The organism is Anabaena sp. 90, assembly GCF_000312705.1.
GTDB lineage: Bacteria > Cyanobacteriota > Cyanobacteriia > Cyanobacteriales > Nostocaceae > Dolichospermum > Dolichospermum lemmermannii.
Map to the genome: position 1 here is coordinate 58,553 of NC_019428.1, position 21,832 is coordinate 80,384.

The window sequence follows — 21,832 nt, forward strand, 5'->3', positions numbered from 1 at the left end:
TAGCATTATTCAGCAACATTCCTTGAAGAAAACCTTATTAAGTGGGCAATTCTCGTTGATATTCAATTCTAATGTAAGGTCTATTCGGTGTTACAAATGGCAGACGAGAAATTTCTGTTAATCCCCATTTTTTAAACTGACTCAGTTCTAATTCAGATAATAACCAAGGTGGTCCATCTGGTTCAGCTTCTGTTTCTCGAAAACCTGTAATTACTAACAGAGTTCCCCCGATTGCGACCATAGAAGCAACTGACTCAATAGCTAGAGAACGGACGTTTAATGGTAGCGCTTGAATGTTTCTACATTCATAAACTAAATCAAAAGCTTGATGCCATTGACTAGGAATTGCTAATAGGTCGGCAACTGTATAATTAACAGATGAGTTAGGGAATCTTTCCTGACACCAACTAACAGCAGTGGGTGAGATATCAAAAGCTGTGACGTGATATTGTTTTTGTGCTAAAGCTTCTGCATCGTCTCCTAAACCACAACCAATGACTAAGGCTTTATATTTTTCTGGACTGGGGTGATGGATATCTAACCACTCTTGTAAATATTCATGCGGGGTCAATTTTGCCCAAGGAACTTGATTTACATCACCAAGAGATTCTGAATAGACAATTTCAAACCAAGATGATGGGTTTCCTTCGGCGATCGCTTGGTTAGCTAATTCTTGAATTTTCTGTTGTATGGGTTGTTGTTCGGTCATTTTAGAAGGGCGGTTTGATAAAGTCGGTGTGGAAACATAACTAAAAACTTCTGGTACAGTAAGTGACTTGATAAGAGTGAATTATCGAAAAAGTTTACATCTACTATCCAATTTAACAGAATTGCTATATCTAGTTTTCATATAAAATATGTTACAACAAACATTTGCTATTCCGGCACTGCTAATCTTTTTGCTATCCATTCCATTGATTACTGAAATTATACCACCCAATTACGGCTATGGAATTCGTACTCCTAAAACTTTGTCAGATTCACGAATCTGGTATCGTGCTAATAAATTTGCTGGTCGGGTTTTGATGTTTGCCAGTGGATTTTATCTAACAGTAGTTGTACTGACAATTTATCTTCCTTCAATAAATCAGAACTTTGGAATTTGGTTATTGCATTTTTGTAGTTTCATGATTCCTTTATCGTTAGGTTTTTTATTAATCCGAAGATACATTAATAGTTTATGATCAGGATTCAGGGTTGAAAATTCTTGATTTCAAAGTGCCATGAAAAAATTTGATACTTCTATTTCATCACCTCAAATTATGAAATTACTCCCAAAGTGTTTGTTAGGTTTAATACTGATTCCCTCTGGAATATTATTTAATCCTAGTACCATTAATGCCTCACAGGTAGCGAATCAGTGATATTTTGGCTCATGGAATTGTAATATTGATGGTCGTAACTCCAAAATGGACTGGCTTGTAGTTGATGACCCTCAAACTAAATGTGATGGTGATGTCTGTAGCACTACGTCAGGTGTTAAGGTTGTGGGACGGTTCAGTGATAATGGTAGTGCATGGGTGTCACTGGCAAAACGTTCTGCAAATTCAACATCTCTCTCAATTCGTTATTTAGGTCAAGAACAAGACAACTGGTTTTTAAAATATAATGCTAAATCGGGTCAGGCTATCGGTTGGACAACTTGGAGAGGCAAACGTTATCCTTTATCTTGTATAAAGAAACAACGTTAAAATTGTGTATACCTAATTTAGTAGCACAATTACAGCCTTTTATTTTCACTTTGGGCAAAGCTATGATAATTTTCTTGAACGAAATTATTTGTTGATATCTGTAGCCTTGGTTTCTGCCATTAGCCAATTCAGGTAATCCTCATTTCCTGTTTCAATTGGTAAAGCCACCACACAAGGTATTTCATAAGAGTGTTTTGATTTCACCTTTTCCGTTAGTTCTGCAAATAAATCACGGCGGGATTTCATAATTAAAATAGCTTCTTTTTCTACTTGTAATTCACCTTGCCACCAATAAATACTGTCCATACCATCAATTATGTTGGCACAGGCCGCAAGACGGGCTTCTACCACAGCTTTACCTACGTTAAGAGCTTCAGCACGGTCTTTACAAGTGACGTAAACAAAAAGAAATTCCATATTTTGACTTTATTATATCTGTTTGGGATAGTAATTGATAATTTTCTTAGGGGAGATATTGGTAGAGCGATACCTGCGGTCAGCGAAGCTATCGCTACGGTGAACTTTATTGAGTTAGGTTGAGGGGGTTGAGGGGAAGTGCTGTATCTCCCCCGAAAAAATCGCTCTCCGGCTAGAAATAGAGATATTCTTTTGCCTTCTGAAGACGATAGAGAATGCGCTCATAGGAACTTGCTAAAACTTTAGCAGCAGTAATTGATATGTGATCGCTACCAAAATCATCATGCGCTTTTTTCCGCCAATAGTGCATTCTGGCTTTCGCTACAGGCATCATTTCGTTGATAGTCGCAAGTTTACCTAATCCCAACCTTTCGCTGCAAGAAGTACCACTTTCTCCTGTCACTTCTAACATTTGCGTTACCTCATTTTCGTCAAAGTCTAATTTTTTATCATAATAATTTCGTAGAACTCGCAATTCAGCAAAGCCATGCTCTTGAGCTTCTAATTTTTCAAATAAACCAACAACATTGTTAACTACTTGTTGTTGTGTAACTTGGAGATTTTGTTGGTATCGGAAACTAGTAACTTTGATTTCCTGCAAAACTTTACTGAGTTTGATTAAGTAGGATCTATGACCAAAATGGGAGAGTATAAGGTTACGCAATTGGGGAATACCACTGTGTTCGAGCAGTTCAGCAGTGAGTTGTGTTTGATTATTGACCCCAGAACGAATCAGAGTATAGGCAAGCCAAATGCCGTATTGCCCCAAACGCTTGAATAATTCCTGACGTTGGCTAGGTGGGATTGGTACATCTGGATATTCGCGATCGCAAAAGCGTCGGACATCTTTAATTAGCTTATGCATCCGTTCTTCTGGAAGCAATTGAGCTAACCGAGTCAGAATTTCCCACTCCTCCTTGGTAAGGGTTTGCGCCCCAAAAGCTAAAAACCCACAGGTAGGATAAATCGTATAAAGTATGTTTCGTATTTGCGGATGTGATGATAGCCGTTGACAAATCCGATTTCCCGCCTCCATCGGTTCAGAAGCATTGGGATCAGACCAGGAGCTATCAACTTTGGTGAGTACACCAATGGCATTAATAGGTGTTACATGACCGACTGTTGGACCCTGAAACATCTCTACAGTTTGCTTATCTTCGGTAGCTAGACTATGACTAAATAAGTACAGTACCGCATCAGCACCTTGAGCTTCTGACTGGGTAATATCAGTGAGTTCCTGACCGTGTAATTGCAAGAACTGAAGGGTATTTTCTGAGTCATCCTTGTAATAGGACAACAAACCAGGAGTATCAATCAAATTGAAACTTTCTAGGATTGGACTTGGGTATATAACCTCTATATACTTGATGCTCAAGAGATAATCGCGGTGAGTGTCAGCACGGAGAGTTAAATCTGCTAGTTCTGTAAATGGTTTAGGTTCAGGTGAGCGACCATTTTTAAAGTGTACTAGCAGAGATGGGCGATCGCCATACCGCAAAAAGTTGACATTAAAAGTAGCTTCTACATTACCTGTTGCAACTACTTCCTCACCCAATAAGGCATTCATCATTGTAGATTTACCTGCCTTAATTAGACCAACTATCGCCACCCGCATTGGTTGATGTAATTGCTGCTGACATCGTTGTAGTAAATGGTGAAAATCCTCTAATCCTGGTTGATTATTAGTGTCAGAAAGGGCAGATTTAAATAATTCATCTACCCTTTGTTGCATAGTTCCCTCAATCATCTGCCCAACTTCCCTTTTCCCCACCTACCGTAGTTACTGGTTGTGCTACCTCAGTTTTTTGTTTAGTATCTGACACTGCACCCATCGTTACTGTAACTTGAGCTAATTGCTGAATATTTTTTTGCAGTTGATTAATTTGGGGCAATATAACTTGCAGTTCCTGAGTACGTTGTTGAACTTGGGCTTGAGAACGTTGACGCGCTTCTTGTAGTGAGCGCAGAGTGCGATCGCAATTATTTTTTTCTCGCTTAATCTGGTTACGTAACTCTTCCCGCATCGACTGCTCTAAATCTGTGATCGCATCATCTAGCACTTTTCTACAAAGCATTTGACTCTGTTTAAGATAAGGAAAGATAAATTTAGAAACCTCACGTTTATCTTTATCTTTAATTTGCGATACAGACTGATCAAAGCCTAATTTTGCCCCTGCCAAACCTGCTAAAGAAACTCCAAGAGTTTGACCTATAACCATTCCAGGACCAGTCCCAATACCGCCAAATAAAGCCCCAATAGCTGCACCGGCAATCCCTCCAACCCAATAACCAATCGTTGTTCCAGGAGTCGCTGTAAACCCAATATTGCGAAATATAACTACAGATTTTTCAAACAAACCAGTTCGTTTGTTTTTCCCATTGGGGAGACTAATAGCTGCTTTCTCCCACTCTAAATCATCTATCTGCAATGGGTTAAGATTAAGTCTACTAGCAGATTCGATATTTGTGTATAGTTCTGCGGTTTCTTGAGTCAGCAATTTTCCTAAATTAGACATTAACCCATTAATATCTCCCTCAAGCAAACTCGCAATTTCTGTGGGATTCTTTAAAAGTTTATTATTCTCTAAGTATTCATTAGCTTTATTATGCACTTTATCAAAGCCGACATCAAACTGATGAATCATTTGTTTGCGGATATCTTGCAGTCCATAACTCAGTTGAGTCAACCAATCAGCGTTGTTTTCTTGTATTGCTGCGAGTTTTTCCTTAGTAGCTTGCAGTTGGCGTTCTGATTTTTCTAATTCCTGTTTACTTTGTTGTTGATATGTTTCCCACTCAACTTGAATTGGTGCTTTTATCTCATTTACCGCCCGTCCCAATTCAGTTAATGCCTTAATCAGCAATATTTTTCCCCGTTGTTGACTGATTAAGCCCCACAGTTCATTTTCTAGATGTTGAAAGTTACTATCTTCCAAATCTTCTGTTTCTTGAGATTTGAGGTAATCTAATTTCAGACTACTGGAAACAGGAATAATCGAAATTTCGCTATCAGGACGTTTGAGTAATTGAGCCAGTTTTTCTTGATTGCTGGCGATAATATTTTCATAGTTTCCTACTGCATCAATTTTTGTGACTACAAAAATCAAATTCTGACAATAAGGAACGATTCTTTCGGTGATAAAATCTAATTCTTTAGCAGATAAAGGTGCTAGTGCATCACTAACAAAAATAATGGCATCTGCATTAGGAATAAACGCATAAGTAACAGCCGTATGTTCTACATTGAGACTCCCCACACCAGGAGTATCCACCAACACTAAACCTTCTTTTAGTTGGGGATTGGGAGATTGCAGAATCAACATTTTAGCTTGGTGGACATTACCTTTGTTATGCTGTTCAGTTACATAATTAGGAATTTCTGCCCGTTGAATTTCCTGAGATTGTTCTTTTCCTGATTCCCCTAAAACTACAGTGATTTTTTCGGTTTCACCATAGGTAATGCTTGAGACTAGGTTAGTTGTAATATCAACATCTACTGGAAACAGTTCTGGTTCGTTTAGCAAGGCATTCATGAGGCTGGATTTGCCTTGTTTGAATTCACCACAAACAACTACAAACAGTTTCTCCTCAATCAGACGCTTTTCTACTTCTTCTAGGATTTGCTTGATCTCAATATTTTTTTGACCTTCGGCTAAGGTTTTAGCTGGTTTAAAAAGCTGTAGAACCTTCTGTTTTTGTTGTTGATAGTTAGCCATAAACTATGATGTATTTTGTGAATAATTAAGGACTGCTTAAAAGGATGTTTGTCAAGTCTTAAAGTAGACTATAAACCCCTCTCTAAATCTCTCCCCGTTTTTGGGGAGAGGCTTTGAAACTACTACTTGTAAGCAAGGAAAGAGAGTTAGGTTTCTCTTGCTTTGATGTTAATAAAAATACTGTTCAAACAACCTCTAAGAAGCGATCGCAGAATTTTGTACCCAGGACGCGATAATATGGCTCTAGTGGCGGTTCCATCAATGTACGTAAAAGTACACTAAACCGAGTTGTCCACTCATCTGAAAAGTTTGCATCAGACGCTAGGGTTTTAAACATTTCATCATACATAGCCAGTAATTCGCTACGTTTTTCTTTGTATTCACCCAATGTCATTTGTGCCACGGCTGGATGGGGAAAAATACCAATTTGACCTTGCCATTGTAGTTCTGGTGCAGGATTGCGAAAGCGCAAATTGACATATTCCACAGGCACTTGGTTAGCCCAATTCACGGTAATTGTGGCAAAAGGAGGAAAGACGGTAGTTTGACCTTTTGTAGCTGTAGGAGCAAAGCCAAAACAGGGTAAAATTGCATAAACTTTGCCTTCTTTCCGCAGGGGAATTGGTAAGCCGATACCTGCTTCTAGAGGTATGACTTGACGAAATAAAGGAGTTTGGCGAATAGATTGCAATAATTGTTCAGTTTTACTAAGAGTTTCTCTTGATTTCTGAGCTAGTGGTGTTTTCATAAATTACCTTAAATGTGTCAATTTTCTGCATCAGATGTTGATATTGTTGTTGTAAATCTACAAGTTTTTTATGCAGTCACAACATTACCAGTAGTAGAAACCATGTAGGAATTACTATCAGCCCAAGCATCTAAAAATTGGTCTGCTGGTATTCTTGATCCTTGACCATCAGGTGTGCCTGGATCATTGAGAATTACGGTAGGATTATTTGGATCGCTGTTATCAATGCCAATTACTTGAACAGCATGATTGACACCTTGACCTGGCATTCCATTCAATTCCGATAAATAATCATCCTCATCAACCCCTTGATTCCAGATTTCATCAGCGTCTATTGCGACTATGACTTTCTGACCTTCTTGCAGTTTGTTGCTTAAATCTTCTAGTGTGCATCCATATTCTTTATCTACATCTACGCCGTTTGCTTCTAGCAAATTGCCCATACAATCTAGGGGAGTACCACCACCAGGAGTGTACCAACCATTATCAATAGCTTGTTGACGTAGTTCATCCTCTGAGAAATCTACTCCTGTAACTGAGTCTAAAATAAATTCTTGGGAAGCGATCGCGCAAGTATCAGGATAAGCTTGTTGATGCCAGTGTTCCATATCATCATCTGGAACACCGCACATTTCGGAATTTATATCACTTGGGAATTCGCAAAAATCATCATCTTTATTAATATCTTCAACTGGCAATATTTCATCAGGTATACCATCACCATCAAGGTCAGATGAAATTATCCAATTGTCAGGTTGTCCGTCACCGTCGGTGTCAATACCTTGAGTATCAATATCAACCAAATTTGCATCAAATTGCTGGGAATAATCAATATCCTCAGCGTTTAAACCAAAGCTACTTGAATCTAAGGGAAAATCTCCAGCTTGCATCTATGTTCTCCTTATATATAAATTGCTTAGTTTTTTCTTTGACATTAGACTGAACATTCGCGCTAAATTCATTAGCAACAATCTTTAAAACCATTCAGGTGTTTGTTTTTGATTATCTTCTCCCATAGATTTTGATTGATTTTCATTATTATTTAAAGTTCCATTATCTTTGGTGTCAATTGCTTTTAATTCAAAACCTTCTAATTTCCGAGAGATGTATTGCTGTTGTTTCTTTATGCCAATTTCACTTGTAGAAGTAGATACTAAATTCAACATCTCATCCACAATATTTTGCAAATCATTACATGATATATTATTGCTAATGGCTGTTTCTAGACATTCTCTAAGCGTTGTTGAATCGGTTGATGCGATATCTGCTAATTCATTGATATCTTGATTAAAATTCAATTCCTTATAAGATATTTCTTTAGATTCACTTTCCAAAAAATTCTTAAATGGAGCTAGAGATATTGAACTTAAACTATTCCGAAAAATTTCAATTCCATGTTGTAACTTAGACGTTCGTACTTGAATAGCTTCTGCGCTATAATGTCCGTATTTTTCTAAAAAAGCATATGTTGCTATCCTCCTAACAATTAGTTCTGTATACTCATCATCTCTCTGCCTATCATCTACCGATGGAATGCCTTTTTCTCTAGTAAAAGTTGAATTAGATCGCTGTGGTATATTGTTCGTACTTTGAGTAGATTCAGAGTATTGTGGAACTTCTTTCGGTAGAGATTTTGGTGAATTTATTGTTTCTTTTGTTTGCTGATGTGGTTTATCAATACGTCTTTCTAAATCAAGTCCATCTCTACTAGTATCTAGTCTTAGCACAGTGGCATTTAAAAATGGACTGTTTTCTGCATCTCTTGGTGTTGATAAACTAAGACATACAGATATAGGTTGGTCAAAAATCTCAATCTCTTGGATAACGGTATTCCATACATCTGATTTATATTCTTCTGACCAAACTCTAATTCTTTTCAGGTTTAGATTTAGCTCGAATTCAGCCTCAGTGATTTGTGCCGAGTTAAAACTTACATCTTCTTCATTAGTAGGAATGGGCTGTCTACTTTCTGGTTGATATGGTTTGAAATCCCAACATTTTCTAACATATTCTTGGTATAAAAGTTGAAATTTTTCCAGATTCAGGTCACTATAAGCTGGTAGATCTGGAAATTTTCCGCTTTCATCTCTTTTGGCTACATAACCAATAAAGGCATATAAAGATCGTCCACGAAAATCTCTAGTAATATCTTGTCTTCCTTCAGAAAAACCATCAGGAAACAGTTCTCTGACCATGCAAGTATTTCCAATTACACAGTATTTCTCATTAGTAAATAAGGACCAGCGTGGATTACCTGAGAGCTTTTCTGGTATTTGCGTGGTAGCGAGAATATAGTTTTCTGCCCATGTACGAGCTTGTACATTGAAGTATTTAGGCATTGCAATTAAGCGGAAATCTACTTCGTAGGTACGACCGTAGACAAGTGCTGACCATTTTAGGGAAGAATTAGACACTTACTTTCATCTCCTGATTTCCTAAAAACATCGAAACATTATCTAGTTCTTTAGCAACTAGTTGCATCTTTTTAGATATATCCTGTATTTCGGCTTCTTTTTTCGCTAACTCAGTTTCTTTATTGTTTAAAGAACTCTGTTTACTATTAATCTCCCCCTGTTTGAAGAAACTATTCCATTTACCTTGTTGTGTTTTAAGGTCATCTGCAACCCTAGTTTTTTGCTCTTGGATGTTATTATAACTAGATTTGACTGTGCTAACATCCTTTGTTAACTGTGAGTAAATGGCAAATACTAGTGGTAAATGCACATTAACTGGATCTATTTCTCCAAGAATTTTCTTATCTTCTATGCGTATATCTTTGCCTAAACTCACTGGGCAAATCATTGTCAACCAACCAGAATTTTCTATAAATAGAGGGTTAAACAATTCCTGAATATCTCTAGTAATTGCTTCTTTATTACGTTTACCGAAGATTAAATCAAACTTAGTAATAACAATAGCTATAGGTACTGGTTGCCCATCATTTTTTTCTTCATTGATAGCTTGTTTGATTTCTGTGAGAATTAAGTTTATTCTATTTATTGCTAATTTGTTACTGCCTGCAACTTTTAATTTAACTCTATTATTAACATCGCCGTTTGCATTAACAATCTCTTCTTGTAAATATTCAGCAGGAACGCATAAAAATAAACAATCGGATTGCCTAGATTTTTGCCTTAAAAACGTAGCGTCGGCTTGTGAGCTATCACCTGCTAATGCACCACCACGATAGTCAATCCATTCAAAATCTATGAGAGGTTTAGCTCCATGGTTAAAGCTAAAACCATAGGTATAAATAGGTGAATCCTGTGATTGTGGTTGTGTTGGTGGGGGGAGAATGTTGTCTCCAATTAATGCTTCCCACTGATCCATTAATCTGAGATCCTGATCTGGATCTGTAGCAGTGAGAGTAAATCCCTTTAGCCCCATACTCATAAATGCATACATCCCTAGCATATAGCAAGTTTTTCCAGAGTATTGATTGCCAAGCATAGTAATTTTCATTCTTTTTTCTCCTTTGGATAATTTAAACAAATGGTAATCTGAAGCTAGTAACTAAAACCAATTGAAAGTTTCCTGTCGTTGTTGATTCTGTCCAATAAAATTGGGCAAATGGTATTTTATCTTAGTATTTTCACATACTGATGCATAGTCCTTCAAAGTGAGCTTTTCTTCAATCATAGGAAGATTTTCTAGATATTTAGCTAAAGCAATCACTGGTTCTTTGATATGTTCAAATACTTGGTAAATTTCCACTGCTTTAGCAAGCTCTGCTTCCGCATTTTTGTCATCAGTAGTATTTCCATTCCATGAATCTACGAGCCATTTAATACCTCCGCTTACTCCTTCATTCTTTTTCTTGAATTCTTCGTATCTATCGTAGTGATATTTAAGCAGATGTTCTGCTAACATTGCTTGATAAATTACTGAGGAACGCAGGGCAAAAAGCAGTGGCAATGGAACATTAATAAATTGATGACTACAGGCAACGGGAATAAATGAAGCTGAAATCCATTGACTGGCATTTATCACACTGATTAAGCCTTGAAAAGGATTAAATATATCTTGTTGAAATTCGACTAATTTATCTATTTTTGTGAGGACAATTGCTAAAGAAATTGGACGTTCAATATTTTTCACTGCCTCAGTAACTAAATAGGTCATTCGGCGAATTTCATTCATAGCTTTTAACTTGTTTTTAGCCATCAATGCATCGCAATCACAAAACATCATAATCCCATCGGCTTTTTTGAGTTCATCAACTAATATTTCTGACTGTTTATCATCACTCATGCTACGAATAGCTGAACCTCGATAATCTGACCAAGAGAAAGGAAATATCTCTTTATCTTGATAATGAAGATAAAAATCATATTCATTTCGGTTAGATGTTGCATCAGGATACCGACCAGATGAAATCTGATTAGCTAATTCTAAAAGTCGATTACCATCTGCTGTATCATTAGCCTTCAAGGAGAAACCATCTATTTTCTGTTGCATAATCCCATATAGGGATGCCATATAGGTTGTCTTTCCTACACCACTATTGCCAAGCATTACAACTTTCATTATTTTCTCCTAAGAGGATGTTTTAAAACCAGTTGTCTGGCTTTTTTTGACTATCTTGATTTTCATCATCTAACTCATCATTGGAATTATCCGTAGGTTTAAAACCAATATTTTGATTTTGCGTTTGATTATTGCGCTGTGAATTACTACTTGGATATTGTGTTTGATTGTTGTCTATATCTGTATTTGTAGAACTAGTTAAACTCTCCAATAATTCCCCAGATTTACTAACAATTACTCCACCTACTCCTTTATTGGTCAGCATTCCTACTGCTATATATCCAATTCCACCACATAAAATTATTCCTGGTATACCACCAGCAATCACAACACCAGGTATCGGAATAAATCTACCTACAATTCCGCCTACCAAACTACCTATAAACTCCTCTATAGATACGATTGATTTATCAGAATTATCATTTGATGATTCATCAACTACATAAGTGTTTGGTGTAGTTGGTGGTAATGGTTCGTTTAACGGAGAACGAGTAGATTCTGTTGGCTTTGCAACTGTTTTTACTGGTACAGGAATTCGTGTCACTGTCGCTACGTTGTTAGCAGTAGCATTTAAAAATGGACTATTTACTGCCTCTCTTTGGGATGACAAACCAAGACATACTGATATACTATGCTGGGGAGATTGCACAATACTATTTATCACTGTTGTCCACAGCGTTTCTTTTTCTGTCTCTGGAAAAAGTAGACGGTAATCTTGACTTGAATTTATGTTAAAACTACTATCTATACTGTCACTAGTATTACTTGAAAGTAAAGACCCAGTGTTTATACTTTCATCTTCACTAGTAAAAATGGGCTGTCTACTTTCTGGTTGATAGGGTTTTACATCCCAACGTTGTTCAACATATTTTTGGTATAAAAGTTGAAATTGTTCCAGATTCAGGTCACTATAAGCTGGTAATGTTGGAAATTGTCCACTTTCATCTCTTTCGGCTACATAACCAATAAAGGCATATAGAGGTCTGCCGCGAAAATCTGTCGTGATATCTTTCGTTTCATGTGAAGTACCATTAGGGAATAGTTCTCCCACCATACAAGTAGTCGCAATTACACAGTATTTATCATCAGTAAATAACGACCAGCGTGGATTACCTGAGAGCTTTTCTGGTATTTGCGTGGTAGCGAGAATATAGTTTTCTGCCCATGTACGAGCTTGTACATCGAAGTATTCAGGCATTGCAATTAAGCGAAAATCTACTTCGTATGTGCGACCGTAGACAAGTGCTGACCACTTAGACATAAATTTTGACTCCTCTGCAAAATAATAAATTAAGACAGTTACTAAAACCAATCATTCGTGTTTTTGTTTTTGCTATCGTTTTTTGTTGAGAACCAACCAAAAGTGTCTTCAGAAGAATTGCATGGATAATTAGGGGATGTTTCTACATTAGGTTTTACTTCTGGTTGTTTTTTTTCCTCTTCTTTAATTGACTCTGACTTTGTATTTAAATTGTTTCCATAAATTGCTGCTCCCTGGCAAACAGCTAACTCTGGTTCATCTATCAACAAAGGTGGATATCTTAACCTTTTTTCTATCGCATCTTGCACATAGGTAATACGACAACTACCACCTACCAACAACACTTGACTGATATCCTGCCAATCTATGCCAATGCTTTTTATTAACTTGTCACAAACTTCTATAGTTTGGTCAATTGCTGGAGCAATCATTTGATTAAAAGCTGTGCGAGTGAGTTGATAATTTTCTCCCCCTATGGGAATGTAAATAGTTGCCTCTTGCGCCTCGCTCAACTGATGCTTGATATCAATACACAACTTAGATATAGTTGCCCTTGTCTGCCATGCGTCTTTATTATTTAATTGTTGACGTAAACTTTCACTACAACGATTTTTAATATCTTGATAAATCAGCCTATCAAAGTTTGTCCCACCAGAATCCTCTAGTCCCATTGGTGTGGAAAGGATTCGATACCCCTCTGCTGTATATTTAATTAAGACGGCATCAAAAGTTCCTCCACCGAGGTCATAAACGAGTATATTTTCTCCATCTTGCAGTTTATTTTGATTATGATGGCTGTAGTAAATGGCTGCTGCTATAGGTTCTTCTAAAAGCCTTACAGAACTAAATCCTGCGACTTCTGCTGCTTTCTCCATTAAACTGCGTTTGTACTGTTGATATGTAGCAGGGACAGTAATAACAACATTTTCAATTGCTCCTTTTCCCAATGCCGCCACAATTTTCTCAGCTTCGATTTTCAGCTTTTGCAGCACAGCGGAGATCAAATCCTGGGGGAATAAGGAATTCTCCCCTATCTGGTATGGTTCATTCATTCCCAGATCACGTTTAAATTCCCGTTGATACCGACGGATATCTAGCATACGATTGTTTTCAGCCGCTTGACCTACAAGTACCTCTCCCCCTTCTGTTAAATAGATACTAGAGGGAAAAGAGTAGCCATGTTTCAAGGGTTCTTTTATCAATCTTGTTGTACCATCTAGCATGAGTGCCGCACTTGTATTACAAGTGCCAAAATCAATACCTAAAATCATACAGTTTTCTCAGGACTAGGAATATTTAATAAATCATCTAATTACAATAAACGCGCTGCCATTTTTTAATTCCTTAAATACTTCTGTAATAATTCCTGACCTTGTTCCCCCACTTCCTCAATCTTCTGCTGAATAAGTTGCATGGCAATTGGTGAAGGCTGCGATCTCCCATTTTCCCAACGGTTAACAGTGCCATAAGTCACACCTAGATAAGCACCAAACTGTTCTTGGGTAAGTCCAGTCAACAGGCGAAATTCCCGAATTAGCCCCCCCATTTCGGTTTTTTTGACCAGCAATGGTCTTTTTAACATCTGGTTCATGCCTGATGTAACGAGTAATATGTCTTTTCACATAATAAGCACATTTAAAAATAAAAGCAATAGCAAAAACAGCTAAATTCAGGAAAATTTGCTGATTTTTTATTTTTCCTCATTTTTGAATTGTATAAAGTTGAAATATGCACTAAGTAAATACATTGTCATCTACCAAAAGATAGATATTGAAACAGAGATATTGAAAAACAAGTGATTATTGGAGGAAATTTAGCTATGTAATGCCTAAAGTAATTAATTAGTTTTAGTAGCTCTGGCTTTGTCGTCTGTGGTGGGAGTTAATGTGGATAGATTAATGGAAATGCTCCCGTCTCAGGGAATGACGATGAAACCTAGACCAATTCGATTATGTGCTGCTTGCTATGCAGAATCTCCTTGTCATCGGATTGAGTGGCAGTTAAAGGATAAAATCAGGTGCGATGGCTACGCCGGACGAAGACATCCCCACAATGTACGATTATTAATAAAATGTACTAACTGTGAAACTCCTTTCCCTATTCCCGCAGATTGGGTGAAAGGTGAATGTCCTCATTGTTCCTTGCCTTTTGCAAAGATGGTGAAAAAGCAAAGGCGTGATTAGATAGTGACAGTAAAGAAATTGCTATCAGTGCCTTGCGATAATCGCAATTCATTCACGAACAAAAAAGAGATACGGTTTATAATTTTAATCATGTCTCTTTCTTTGATTGAAGATAAGAAAATAGCGAGTATTAAGTCGTTTAAGCTATATCTAATAATCAACTTAGTTTTATGTTTTTTTGCTTTGAGATTTAAGTATAACTTTTTGAACGTTTGTTTTTTGTGTATTTGATGAAAGTTGATTGTATAGTTCTAACAGATATTGGTTCTTTGGACTGACAACCATAGCCCTTTCATAATAATTAATTGCTTCTGCAAGTCTTCCTACTCTTTTTAATGCTTGGGTCAATTTTTTAGTCACTATTTCTAACCCGCGAATATTCTTCAAGCGTTCATCAATTTCAAACCCTTGAATCAGATATTTAATGGCTTCTTCTGTTTCTCTATTTGTTAATAACGCTTGTCCTATAGCTGTATAAACTTTTGCTAAATGTTCTTGATCATCAATTTGGATGCCAATTTCAATACTTTTGCGAAAATACATTAATGCTAGATTAAATTCTTCCTTTTGTCTCTGTTGATGTATAACTTGACCCAAATCATTGAGTATAATTGCTTGTCCTTGCTGGTCGTTTCGCTCAACAGAAAGATCATAGCTATGCCGGAGAACTCTTTCTGCTTCATCCAATTTTTGCTGTTGTTTTAATATCCGACCTAAACTATTTAAAGCTATTCCTAAACTTTGTTTATCTTTCAAATTTTCAGAAATAAATTGACTACGACGGAAAACCTCTTCAGCTTCATTAATTTTTCCTAATTTTTGCAATAACCATCCCAAATTATTTAACAAGATAGATTGACCTGGTTTACTGTCTAATTCTTCAGATTGTTGTAACCAAGATTGTATTAAAGTAATAGCTTGTTCCTGTTGGTGCTTAGTTGCTTGATTCTTAATCAGTTCTAGGTATTGACTACGAATTGTGATATTAGCTGAATCATGGGGATGTGTTTCTAACCATAATGCGATTTGTGTAATGGTATCCTGTTGCTGTTGTTTTGTTCCATGCTTTTTGAGCAAATCCACATAGGGAGTGCGAATATAGGAATCATCCCAATTATCAGGATTATTTTGTAACCAAGATAGTGATTGAGATATCGCTTCTTGTTGTTGTTTAAAAGTTCCTTGTTGTAAGACTAATTCCAGGTATTTACTGCGAACATGGCGATCGCTATCATGTTTTTGTAACCAAGAAACTGTTTTTTCAATTTCTTGTTGTTTTTGTTGGGGAGTTCCTTGCTTGAGAACAAGGACAAGATACTGATCAAGAATATAAGAATCATCTTGATCTTCTCGATGGTTTTCTAACCAGGTAACAGTTAGAGCGATCGCTTGTTTTTGTTGTTCAGGAGTGCCTTGTTTGTGAATTAAGGATAGATATTGACTGACAATGTATGGATCATCCAACTGTTCTGGATGACTTTCTACCCAATTATTGGTATATTGAATTGCCTTTTCGTACTGTTCTAATGTTCCTATATCCTTAACTAAGGATTGAGATTGAAGCAAAACTTGCCAATCATCACAACTTTCTAACCAATCCAAAATAACTATTGTAGCTTCTTGTTGCTGTTCTACTGTTCCTTGATACTTAATTAGTCCTAAGTAAGCATTACGCAAATATTGATTATCTAAACCTTTTGGATTGTCTTTCAGCCAAAGGGTAGTTTGTTGAATTGCAGCTTGCTGCTGATAAATATTTCCTAATGTTTCAATAAGTGTTAAGTAACGAGCGCGAACTCGCCAGTCATTTGGATTTTGTTCTAACCAAATAGCTATTTTTTCAATTACTTCTTGTTGTTGTTCAGGAGTACCTTGTTTTCTGATTAAATCAATATATTGAGTACGTACAAACGTATCATCTGGATGTTCTTCTAACCAAAGAGTTGTTTCTTTAATTGCCTCTTGTTGTTGTTGGGGTGTACCTTGTTTATTCAACAATAAAAGATACTGTGTGCGAACAGACCAATCATCATTATTTTCCAACCAACTAGCTGTTTGATGAATGGCTTCTTGTTGTTCCTGTGGAGTGCCAAATTGTGCAATTAGCTTTAGATAATGAGTGCGAATAAATAAATTATTATAATTCTCTTTCATACAAGAATTTATTTTCTGAATAGCTATTTGTTTTTGTTCAGTAGTCCCTTGTTTCTGAACTAAAATCAAGTAAATATTAAAAGTTTGCCAATTACAGCTATTATTTTTTAACAAACTATCTATTTTTTTAAGTGCATTTTTTTGTTGATCAGATGCACGTATTTTCTTAATAAATTGGATTAAACTAAAGTAGTAATGTTGTTCAATATTAGGATTAACATTTAAGCAATCAATAATTAGATTAATACTTTCTTCATTTTCTTCATTAGTACCTATATCTTTAACAATTTTAAGGTACTGAATTAAGGATTCAATGTGGAAACCATATTTGTTATAATACTCTTTTAGCTGACCAAGAGTTAATTTAATTAGATTTGATATATCAATTCCTGTTTCTTTAATGAATTTAAGGTATTGTATAATAAATACACAATCATTTACAGGGTAATGCAGCCAAATCACAGACTCTGATATTGCTTCTTGTAATTTTTCTAAAGTTCCTAATTTTTTAATTAATTTCAAATATTCAAAACCAACTTGACCATTACCATATTTTTCTAACCAAATAGATATTTTATGAATAGTTTCTTTCTGAGGTTCTGCTTTACCCAAAGTCCACATTAATCTCAAGTATTGGAAATAAACTTTCCAATTATCAGGATTCTTCTCTATCCATTTAGCAGTACAATCAATAGCTTCTTCTTGTTGTTCTAGTGTGCCTAATCTTTCAACCAATTGTAGATACTGAATACGGTTATACTGACTATTAGAGTGTTCCTGTAACCAAATAGCTGTTAATTTAATAGCATCTTGCTGTTGTTTAGGTGTGCCTATTTTTTCAATTAATCGAAGATATTGCAATCGAAAAGCTCGATTATCTGTATGTATCTGTAACCAAGATACTGTTTGCTCTATAGCGTTTTCAATTTGTTCTTTTTCACCTATTTTTGAAATTAGTTTTAAATAACCGGATCTATACCAAGAATATTCTGGTAATAATTTCAGCCAATTTATTAAGTAATAAACTACCTCTTTTTTTTGTTCTAATGTGCCTGATTTTTTAATAAGTGATAAATATTTATTACGGATTTTCCAATCATCTTCTTGATCTAGTATTGTGGCGGGATGTGATTTTAGCCAATCAGAATATTTATTAATTGCTTCAGTTTTTTGGGTTTCATTTCCCAGCTTTTGTAGTAAGGATAGCCATTTTAACCATTCTGTTGAAGTGCCAGGTTGAATCAATAAAATTGAATTTATGCAGCGATTTTGGTCTTCTATTAACCCTAGTAAGCTATAGATATTTGACCAAATTAACAATGCTGTAATTGTTCCTTGATTTTGTAAAAATTGAATTTTATTTTTGTGGTCATTTACAACTTTAAGAACAAGTTTTGTTTCACCAACAACTGCCAAACGATTTAAACTATAATTTGCCCAATGTATTTGTGTATCTTGATTAATATCTAAGCATTGAATGGCTTTAAGTAAATAGCGTTCTAATGCACGACTGGAGTATGGATTATTATCTTGTTTGCGTGGTCTGTAATCAATATCAATAGCAGTTTTAGCTATCAGTTCATGAATTGTCGTCAACCCTTCATAGCCGTCTTGAGAAACCGTATTAATCAGTCCTGCCAATTCGTGACGTTCAGCCAAATCAAGTACATCTTGAACAATCTCTAAAGAAAAATCAGATGATAAACATAAATTAACTATTTCTGGTGGAACAGCAATTCCATATTGAAAAAAGCTACAAATTACACAAAATACATGATAAATAGGAGAATTATCTGTATTTGGTAACTTTTTAATAATATCTGCTAAAGTTTGCGAAAAAGTTTTTCCCTCCGATAGCTGCAACATCAAAACTAACATTGTAGGAGCAGCCATTAAGCATTTTTTATCTTTCTCTGTCAAATCTTCCAATCTGGCTTCGGCTGCTGAATCTTCACAAACTTTATCTATAATTCTTGTCTTTTCTGTATCACTTGGTCGGTTAGCATCCAAAATTTCAATTACATATCCCAAACCGTTTAAAGTTTCATGATGATCTTCATTTAAACGGGTAGTTCCGATGAGCGTAAATGGCAACTGAATTTGATTTTCTTCTAATTCATCAAGAATCAATTCATCCCGAAATATGTCATCGGAAATTACATAAAAATGTTGTTCACCAATTTGCTCGGAAAACTCTTGCAATGCCTCTAACCAATTGAGGTCTTCCTTATGAGCCTTTTTCTGTAATATCAGATGTCCTTGACGAAATAGCTGATAAACTAACCAACGCATCAACGCTGTTTTCCCTGCACCTGGTTCTCCCCGAATCAGTAGTAAAGAAATTCCTTCGCATTCAGCTAATTCTTCAGCAATATTTAACAATTCTTCTTGCTGATCTCGATCAATATAATTCCCTTGAATAATTAATGACCAAGTAGCCTCACGAAGTTTTAAAAGCCGTGATTCTCCTCGTTGTCCTTGAGTTTGAAAAAACCTCTCATCTAGTAAATCAAAACCAGAAGGAACAAATTCTGCCAAAGTTTTACTATAGCTTTGATCTTGGAAGTTATCAACAGATTTTAATTCTGGTTGAATACCTTGTAATTGTTGCCATGTTATTGGTAGTTCTGCTGGATGTTGACAAATTACTGGCAACCAAGTAGCACAAGGAAATTGATCTTCTAATCCGTGTAATCTTTCCCTAGCTTCCCGTGCTGCTAAATAGAGAGACTTACCACTAGAAAAAGAACTCAGAAAATACTTTAAAAATTCCTGTGCTACACCATCTGGTACAGGTTCACGCATGACAATAATTTGGGGAATATGTAATTCTGCTAATTCCCGCGCCAAACCCAAACCATCACAAGAGTTAAAAATTGCCAGTGTTAAACCTTTTTCAATAGCTGTAACTAAGGCATACTTTAACTGGTTCAGGGATAAGCTATCACTTTGATTAATATAAATACGACCTGTTTCTCCATCTTTTTGACTAGAACTATGTCCAGCAAAAAAGAGAATATCCCAGCCTTTTTCATCCCAGAGTTGATCATTAATTTCCCGCAGCTGTGGTTCTGCTAGAAAAACAGTCTCGGCATCAGGTAATTTTTCTAATAATTGGCGATCTGTCTCAATGTTAATTCCTGTACTATTACCCAAAACAGCTAAAATTCTAACTTTTTTTCTAATTGCGTCCTGTGATGTTTTTTCAGGACGTTCATACTCTGGAGGACTCAAAGCTACTTCAGCTTTACGGTAATTTTCCAAAAAACGCTCAAAAAACAAATGCCAAGGTAGTCGTCTTAATTGACTATCATTAGTTTGAATAATTAGACGAATTTCATCAAGTTCATTTAATTTATTAAGTAGAGTTTCTCGAATACGAGTAAATTCTTGGCAGTCATACCAAGCCTTCATCTTTTCTTGAAATATCTCGGCTGATTTACGACAATTCTGTATAGTTTCTTGAGGATCTTTCCTAACTTTAATTTCCAGGCGTTTACGTAAATCTAAATTGCGATAAGCTAATTGCCAATTTGTATATTGTGTAGAAATTTCTGGCAGTGGAGGTAATGTACCTGTGATTCGAGTCGAGGGACGTTCTCCATCCTCCCCAATTTCCAGTATAACTTCAAAATTGTGGTCAGATTCACTCTTTCTCAATTCTAAAACAACTAATTTACCCAATTCTGCACTCCTGCTAATATGGCTATAATTAAATTACAAAATTTTCAGTTTTAATAACATCTTCTAAAGCTACTTGTACTTGGAAAATTTCTCCTGCTTTACCGCTTAGTTCCACTTCCAATAAGTTAGTAGTATGAACAGCTTGTTCTTGATGGAGAAATTCGCCTGTTGCAGAAAGTAATATTAATTGCAGTCCATCTGGCAAACAACCTACATTATCAGGAGTCTGTATTTGTAAAAGAATATTGATTTTATTCTCCTGTTGTTCCTCTATATTGACTATCAATACCAAAGAATAAGTTAGAGAATGAGTATTAAAATGAATTACTTTGGCACGTTGAATTTTAGCACTACGAAAACTAGAAAGAGCTAATTCCGGTGTTTGTATACCCAAATTTTTTTCAACAGCTTGCCAACCTGTTTCAAATATATGTTCAAACCATTGTCCTAATTGAACAACAGTTTGTCTATGTTTATTTGTGGGGATAGATTCACCTTCTACTAAGACATTTTCTTCGTCATTCCCCCAATTTTCTAACCAATCTCCCTCTACATTTTCTACGTAAAGGTTGACATGATCTAAACCAAATTTAATTCGGTCATCTTGTAGTTTCTGGGCTTTTTCTACAGCCTGAAGCACCTTTGATAATCTATTGCGATTAACATTTTGTTTTTCAGTAACCATGATAGTTTATGGAAAAAATATTTTACTGCAAGGAACTTACTGGAAATAATTTAGGAGGGTACACTAAACTTTAAATAACTTCCTATTTTCAAATTATTACTATTATATAAAGCAATATTCACTAACTGTTTAATAAATTCGGGGTAACTTGGGTCGAAACTCAAAAACAATCCCCGATCTATACTCCATTTGAATAAGGTAGTTTTCCACTCCTGATACTTACTATCAGAAAATTCTTCAGATATGCTGGTAAATTGAATACAAAGGGCTTGTTCTTGACTACCACTTACAATTAAATCTGTAGCCATTGAAAGATCGGCTACATAACGCTGCAAAACACTTCCTTGACGGCTTGTAATTTCGTTAGTGATAGCAGTGAGTAGTTTGGCATCTTCCTGAGTAAACTGACCACCCATCATTTTGGGTTTCCATTTATACAATTTTGGATCTAGTTCATTTAGCCATTTGGGAAATAAGTAACTGTACCAATACCTGACTGGCGGAGTAAATAAGTTTAAAGCGGCTTGCTGCTCCTCCTTTGTGAGAAGTTGAAGCTCTAACCAAACTTCAGCATCATTAATTAACTCTAACAGAAAAGCCATAAGTGGCTTCTTAGTATTTAACAAACCATTTTTTTTGTCCTTAATCCAACGATAAACTTCATCTAGTCTCTTCTCTAAACTAGGATCTATTGACGATGCCTCGCTGATCAGGAATTTTAATTGATCCTTGACTTCTTTTGCTTGCAAGCTAATCTCCCTGTTAA

16 protein-coding genes and 2 pseudogenes are annotated in these 21,832 nt (G+C 35.9%); 3 read left to right on the forward strand and 15 right to left on the reverse strand.

The window, feature by feature from the left end; all coding sequences use genetic code 11:
• Window positions 1–37: 37 nt before the first annotated feature.
• A complete protein-coding gene (locus tag ANA_RS22935; RefSeq protein WP_015081668.1) occupies window positions 38–709 on the reverse strand; it encodes a class I SAM-dependent methyltransferase in 672 nt (223 codons plus the stop codon).
• Window positions 710–857: 148 nt separating this feature from the next.
• Here ANA_RS22935 and ANA_RS23820 point away from each other — a divergent pair, with 148 nt between their 5' ends.
• On the forward strand, window positions 858–1,184 hold the full coding sequence (locus ANA_RS23820) for an SdpI family protein (RefSeq protein ID WP_015081669.1): 327 nt from the start codon (window positions 858–860) through the stop codon (window positions 1,182–1,184).
• Between the two features lie 192 nt (window positions 1,185–1,376).
• Window positions 1,377–1,691 (forward strand): annotated as a pseudogene (locus ANA_RS22945) (DUF6006 family protein); the annotation flags it as partial.
• Window positions 1,692–1,775: 84 nt separating this feature from the next.
• Here ANA_RS22945 and cutA read toward each other — a convergent pair.
• The 11 genes from cutA to ANA_RS23000 form a co-directional block, all read right to left on the reverse strand.
• A complete protein-coding gene (gene cutA / locus ANA_RS22950; RefSeq protein WP_015081670.1) occupies window positions 1,776–2,108 on the reverse strand; it encodes a divalent-cation tolerance protein CutA in 333 nt (110 codons plus the stop codon).
• Window positions 2,109–2,280: 172 nt separating this feature from the next.
• Window positions 2,281–3,840 carry a dynamin family protein gene (locus ANA_RS22955; RefSeq protein WP_235082143.1) on the reverse strand — a complete coding sequence of 520 codons (1,560 nt, stop codon included), beginning with the start codon at window positions 3,838–3,840 and terminating at the stop codon, window positions 2,281–2,283.
• 7 nt (window positions 3,841–3,847) lie between these two features.
• Window positions 3,848–5,824 carry a dynamin family protein gene (locus ANA_RS22960; RefSeq protein WP_015081672.1) on the reverse strand — a complete coding sequence of 659 codons (1,977 nt, stop codon included), beginning with the start codon at window positions 5,822–5,824 and terminating at the stop codon, window positions 3,848–3,850.
• 184 nt (window positions 5,825–6,008) lie between these two features.
• Window positions 6,009–6,572, reverse strand: coding sequence for a hypothetical protein (locus tag ANA_RS22965; protein WP_015081673.1), 564 nt, complete (start codon window positions 6,570–6,572; stop codon window positions 6,009–6,011).
• Between the two features lie 68 nt (window positions 6,573–6,640).
• The gene (locus ANA_RS22970; RefSeq protein ID WP_015081674.1) at window positions 6,641–7,462 is read right to left on the reverse strand and encodes a C39 family peptidase; all 822 of its coding nucleotides are present in this window, start codon (window positions 7,460–7,462) and stop codon (window positions 6,641–6,643) included.
• An 84-nt stretch (window positions 7,463–7,546) separates the two neighbouring features.
• On the reverse strand, window positions 7,547–8,986 hold the full coding sequence (locus ANA_RS22975) for a hypothetical protein (protein ID WP_015081675.1): 1,440 nt from the start codon (window positions 8,984–8,986) through the stop codon (window positions 7,547–7,549).
• Entirely contained in the window at window positions 8,979–10,034 is a 1,056-nt protein-coding gene (locus ANA_RS22980) for a hypothetical protein (protein WP_015081676.1), read from the reverse strand. The genes ANA_RS22975 and ANA_RS22980 overlap by 8 nt, the downstream gene beginning before the upstream one ends.
• A gap of 51 nt (window positions 10,035–10,085) precedes the next feature.
• On the reverse strand, window positions 10,086–11,099 hold the full coding sequence (locus tag ANA_RS22985; RefSeq protein ID WP_015081677.1) for a TRAFAC clade GTPase domain-containing protein: 1,014 nt from the start codon (window positions 11,097–11,099) through the stop codon (window positions 10,086–10,088).
• Between the two features lie 22 nt (window positions 11,100–11,121).
• Window positions 11,122–12,360, reverse strand: a complete 1,239-nt coding sequence (locus ANA_RS22990; RefSeq protein ID WP_015081678.1) for a hypothetical protein — start codon at window positions 12,358–12,360, stop codon at window positions 11,122–11,124.
• Between the two features lie 41 nt (window positions 12,361–12,401).
• Window positions 12,402–13,631 (reverse strand): Hsp70 family protein, encoded by a 1,230-nt coding sequence (locus tag ANA_RS22995; RefSeq protein ID WP_015081679.1) that lies wholly within the window; start codon window positions 13,629–13,631, stop codon window positions 12,402–12,404.
• Between the two features lie 65 nt (window positions 13,632–13,696).
• The gene (locus ANA_RS23000) at window positions 13,697–13,942 is read right to left on the reverse strand and encodes a helix-turn-helix domain-containing protein (protein ID WP_015081680.1); all 246 of its coding nucleotides are present in this window, start codon (window positions 13,940–13,942) and stop codon (window positions 13,697–13,699) included.
• Between the two features lie 277 nt (window positions 13,943–14,219).
• Here ANA_RS23000 and ANA_RS23005 point away from each other — a divergent pair.
• Window positions 14,220–14,543 (forward strand): annotated as a pseudogene (locus ANA_RS23005) (hypothetical protein); the annotation flags it as partial.
• A gap of 168 nt (window positions 14,544–14,711) precedes the next feature.
• Here the strand turns inward: ANA_RS23005 and ANA_RS23825 are convergent.
• The 3 genes from ANA_RS23825 to ANA_RS23020 are packed head-to-tail and all read right to left on the reverse strand — an operon-like array spanning window position 14,712 to window position 21,815.
• Window positions 14,712–20,381 carry a CHAT domain-containing protein gene (locus tag ANA_RS23825; RefSeq protein WP_015081681.1) on the reverse strand — a complete coding sequence of 1,890 codons (5,670 nt, stop codon included), beginning with the start codon at window positions 20,379–20,381 and terminating at the stop codon, window positions 14,712–14,714.
• 28 nt (window positions 20,382–20,409) lie between these two features.
• Window positions 20,410–21,066 (reverse strand): DUF1822 family protein, encoded by a 657-nt coding sequence (locus ANA_RS23015; RefSeq protein WP_015081682.1) that lies wholly within the window; start codon window positions 21,064–21,066, stop codon window positions 20,410–20,412.
• Window positions 21,067–21,116: 50 nt separating this feature from the next.
• A complete protein-coding gene (locus ANA_RS23020; RefSeq protein WP_015081683.1) occupies window positions 21,117–21,815 on the reverse strand; it encodes a hypothetical protein in 699 nt (232 codons plus the stop codon).
• Window positions 21,816–21,832 lie beyond the last annotated feature (17 nt).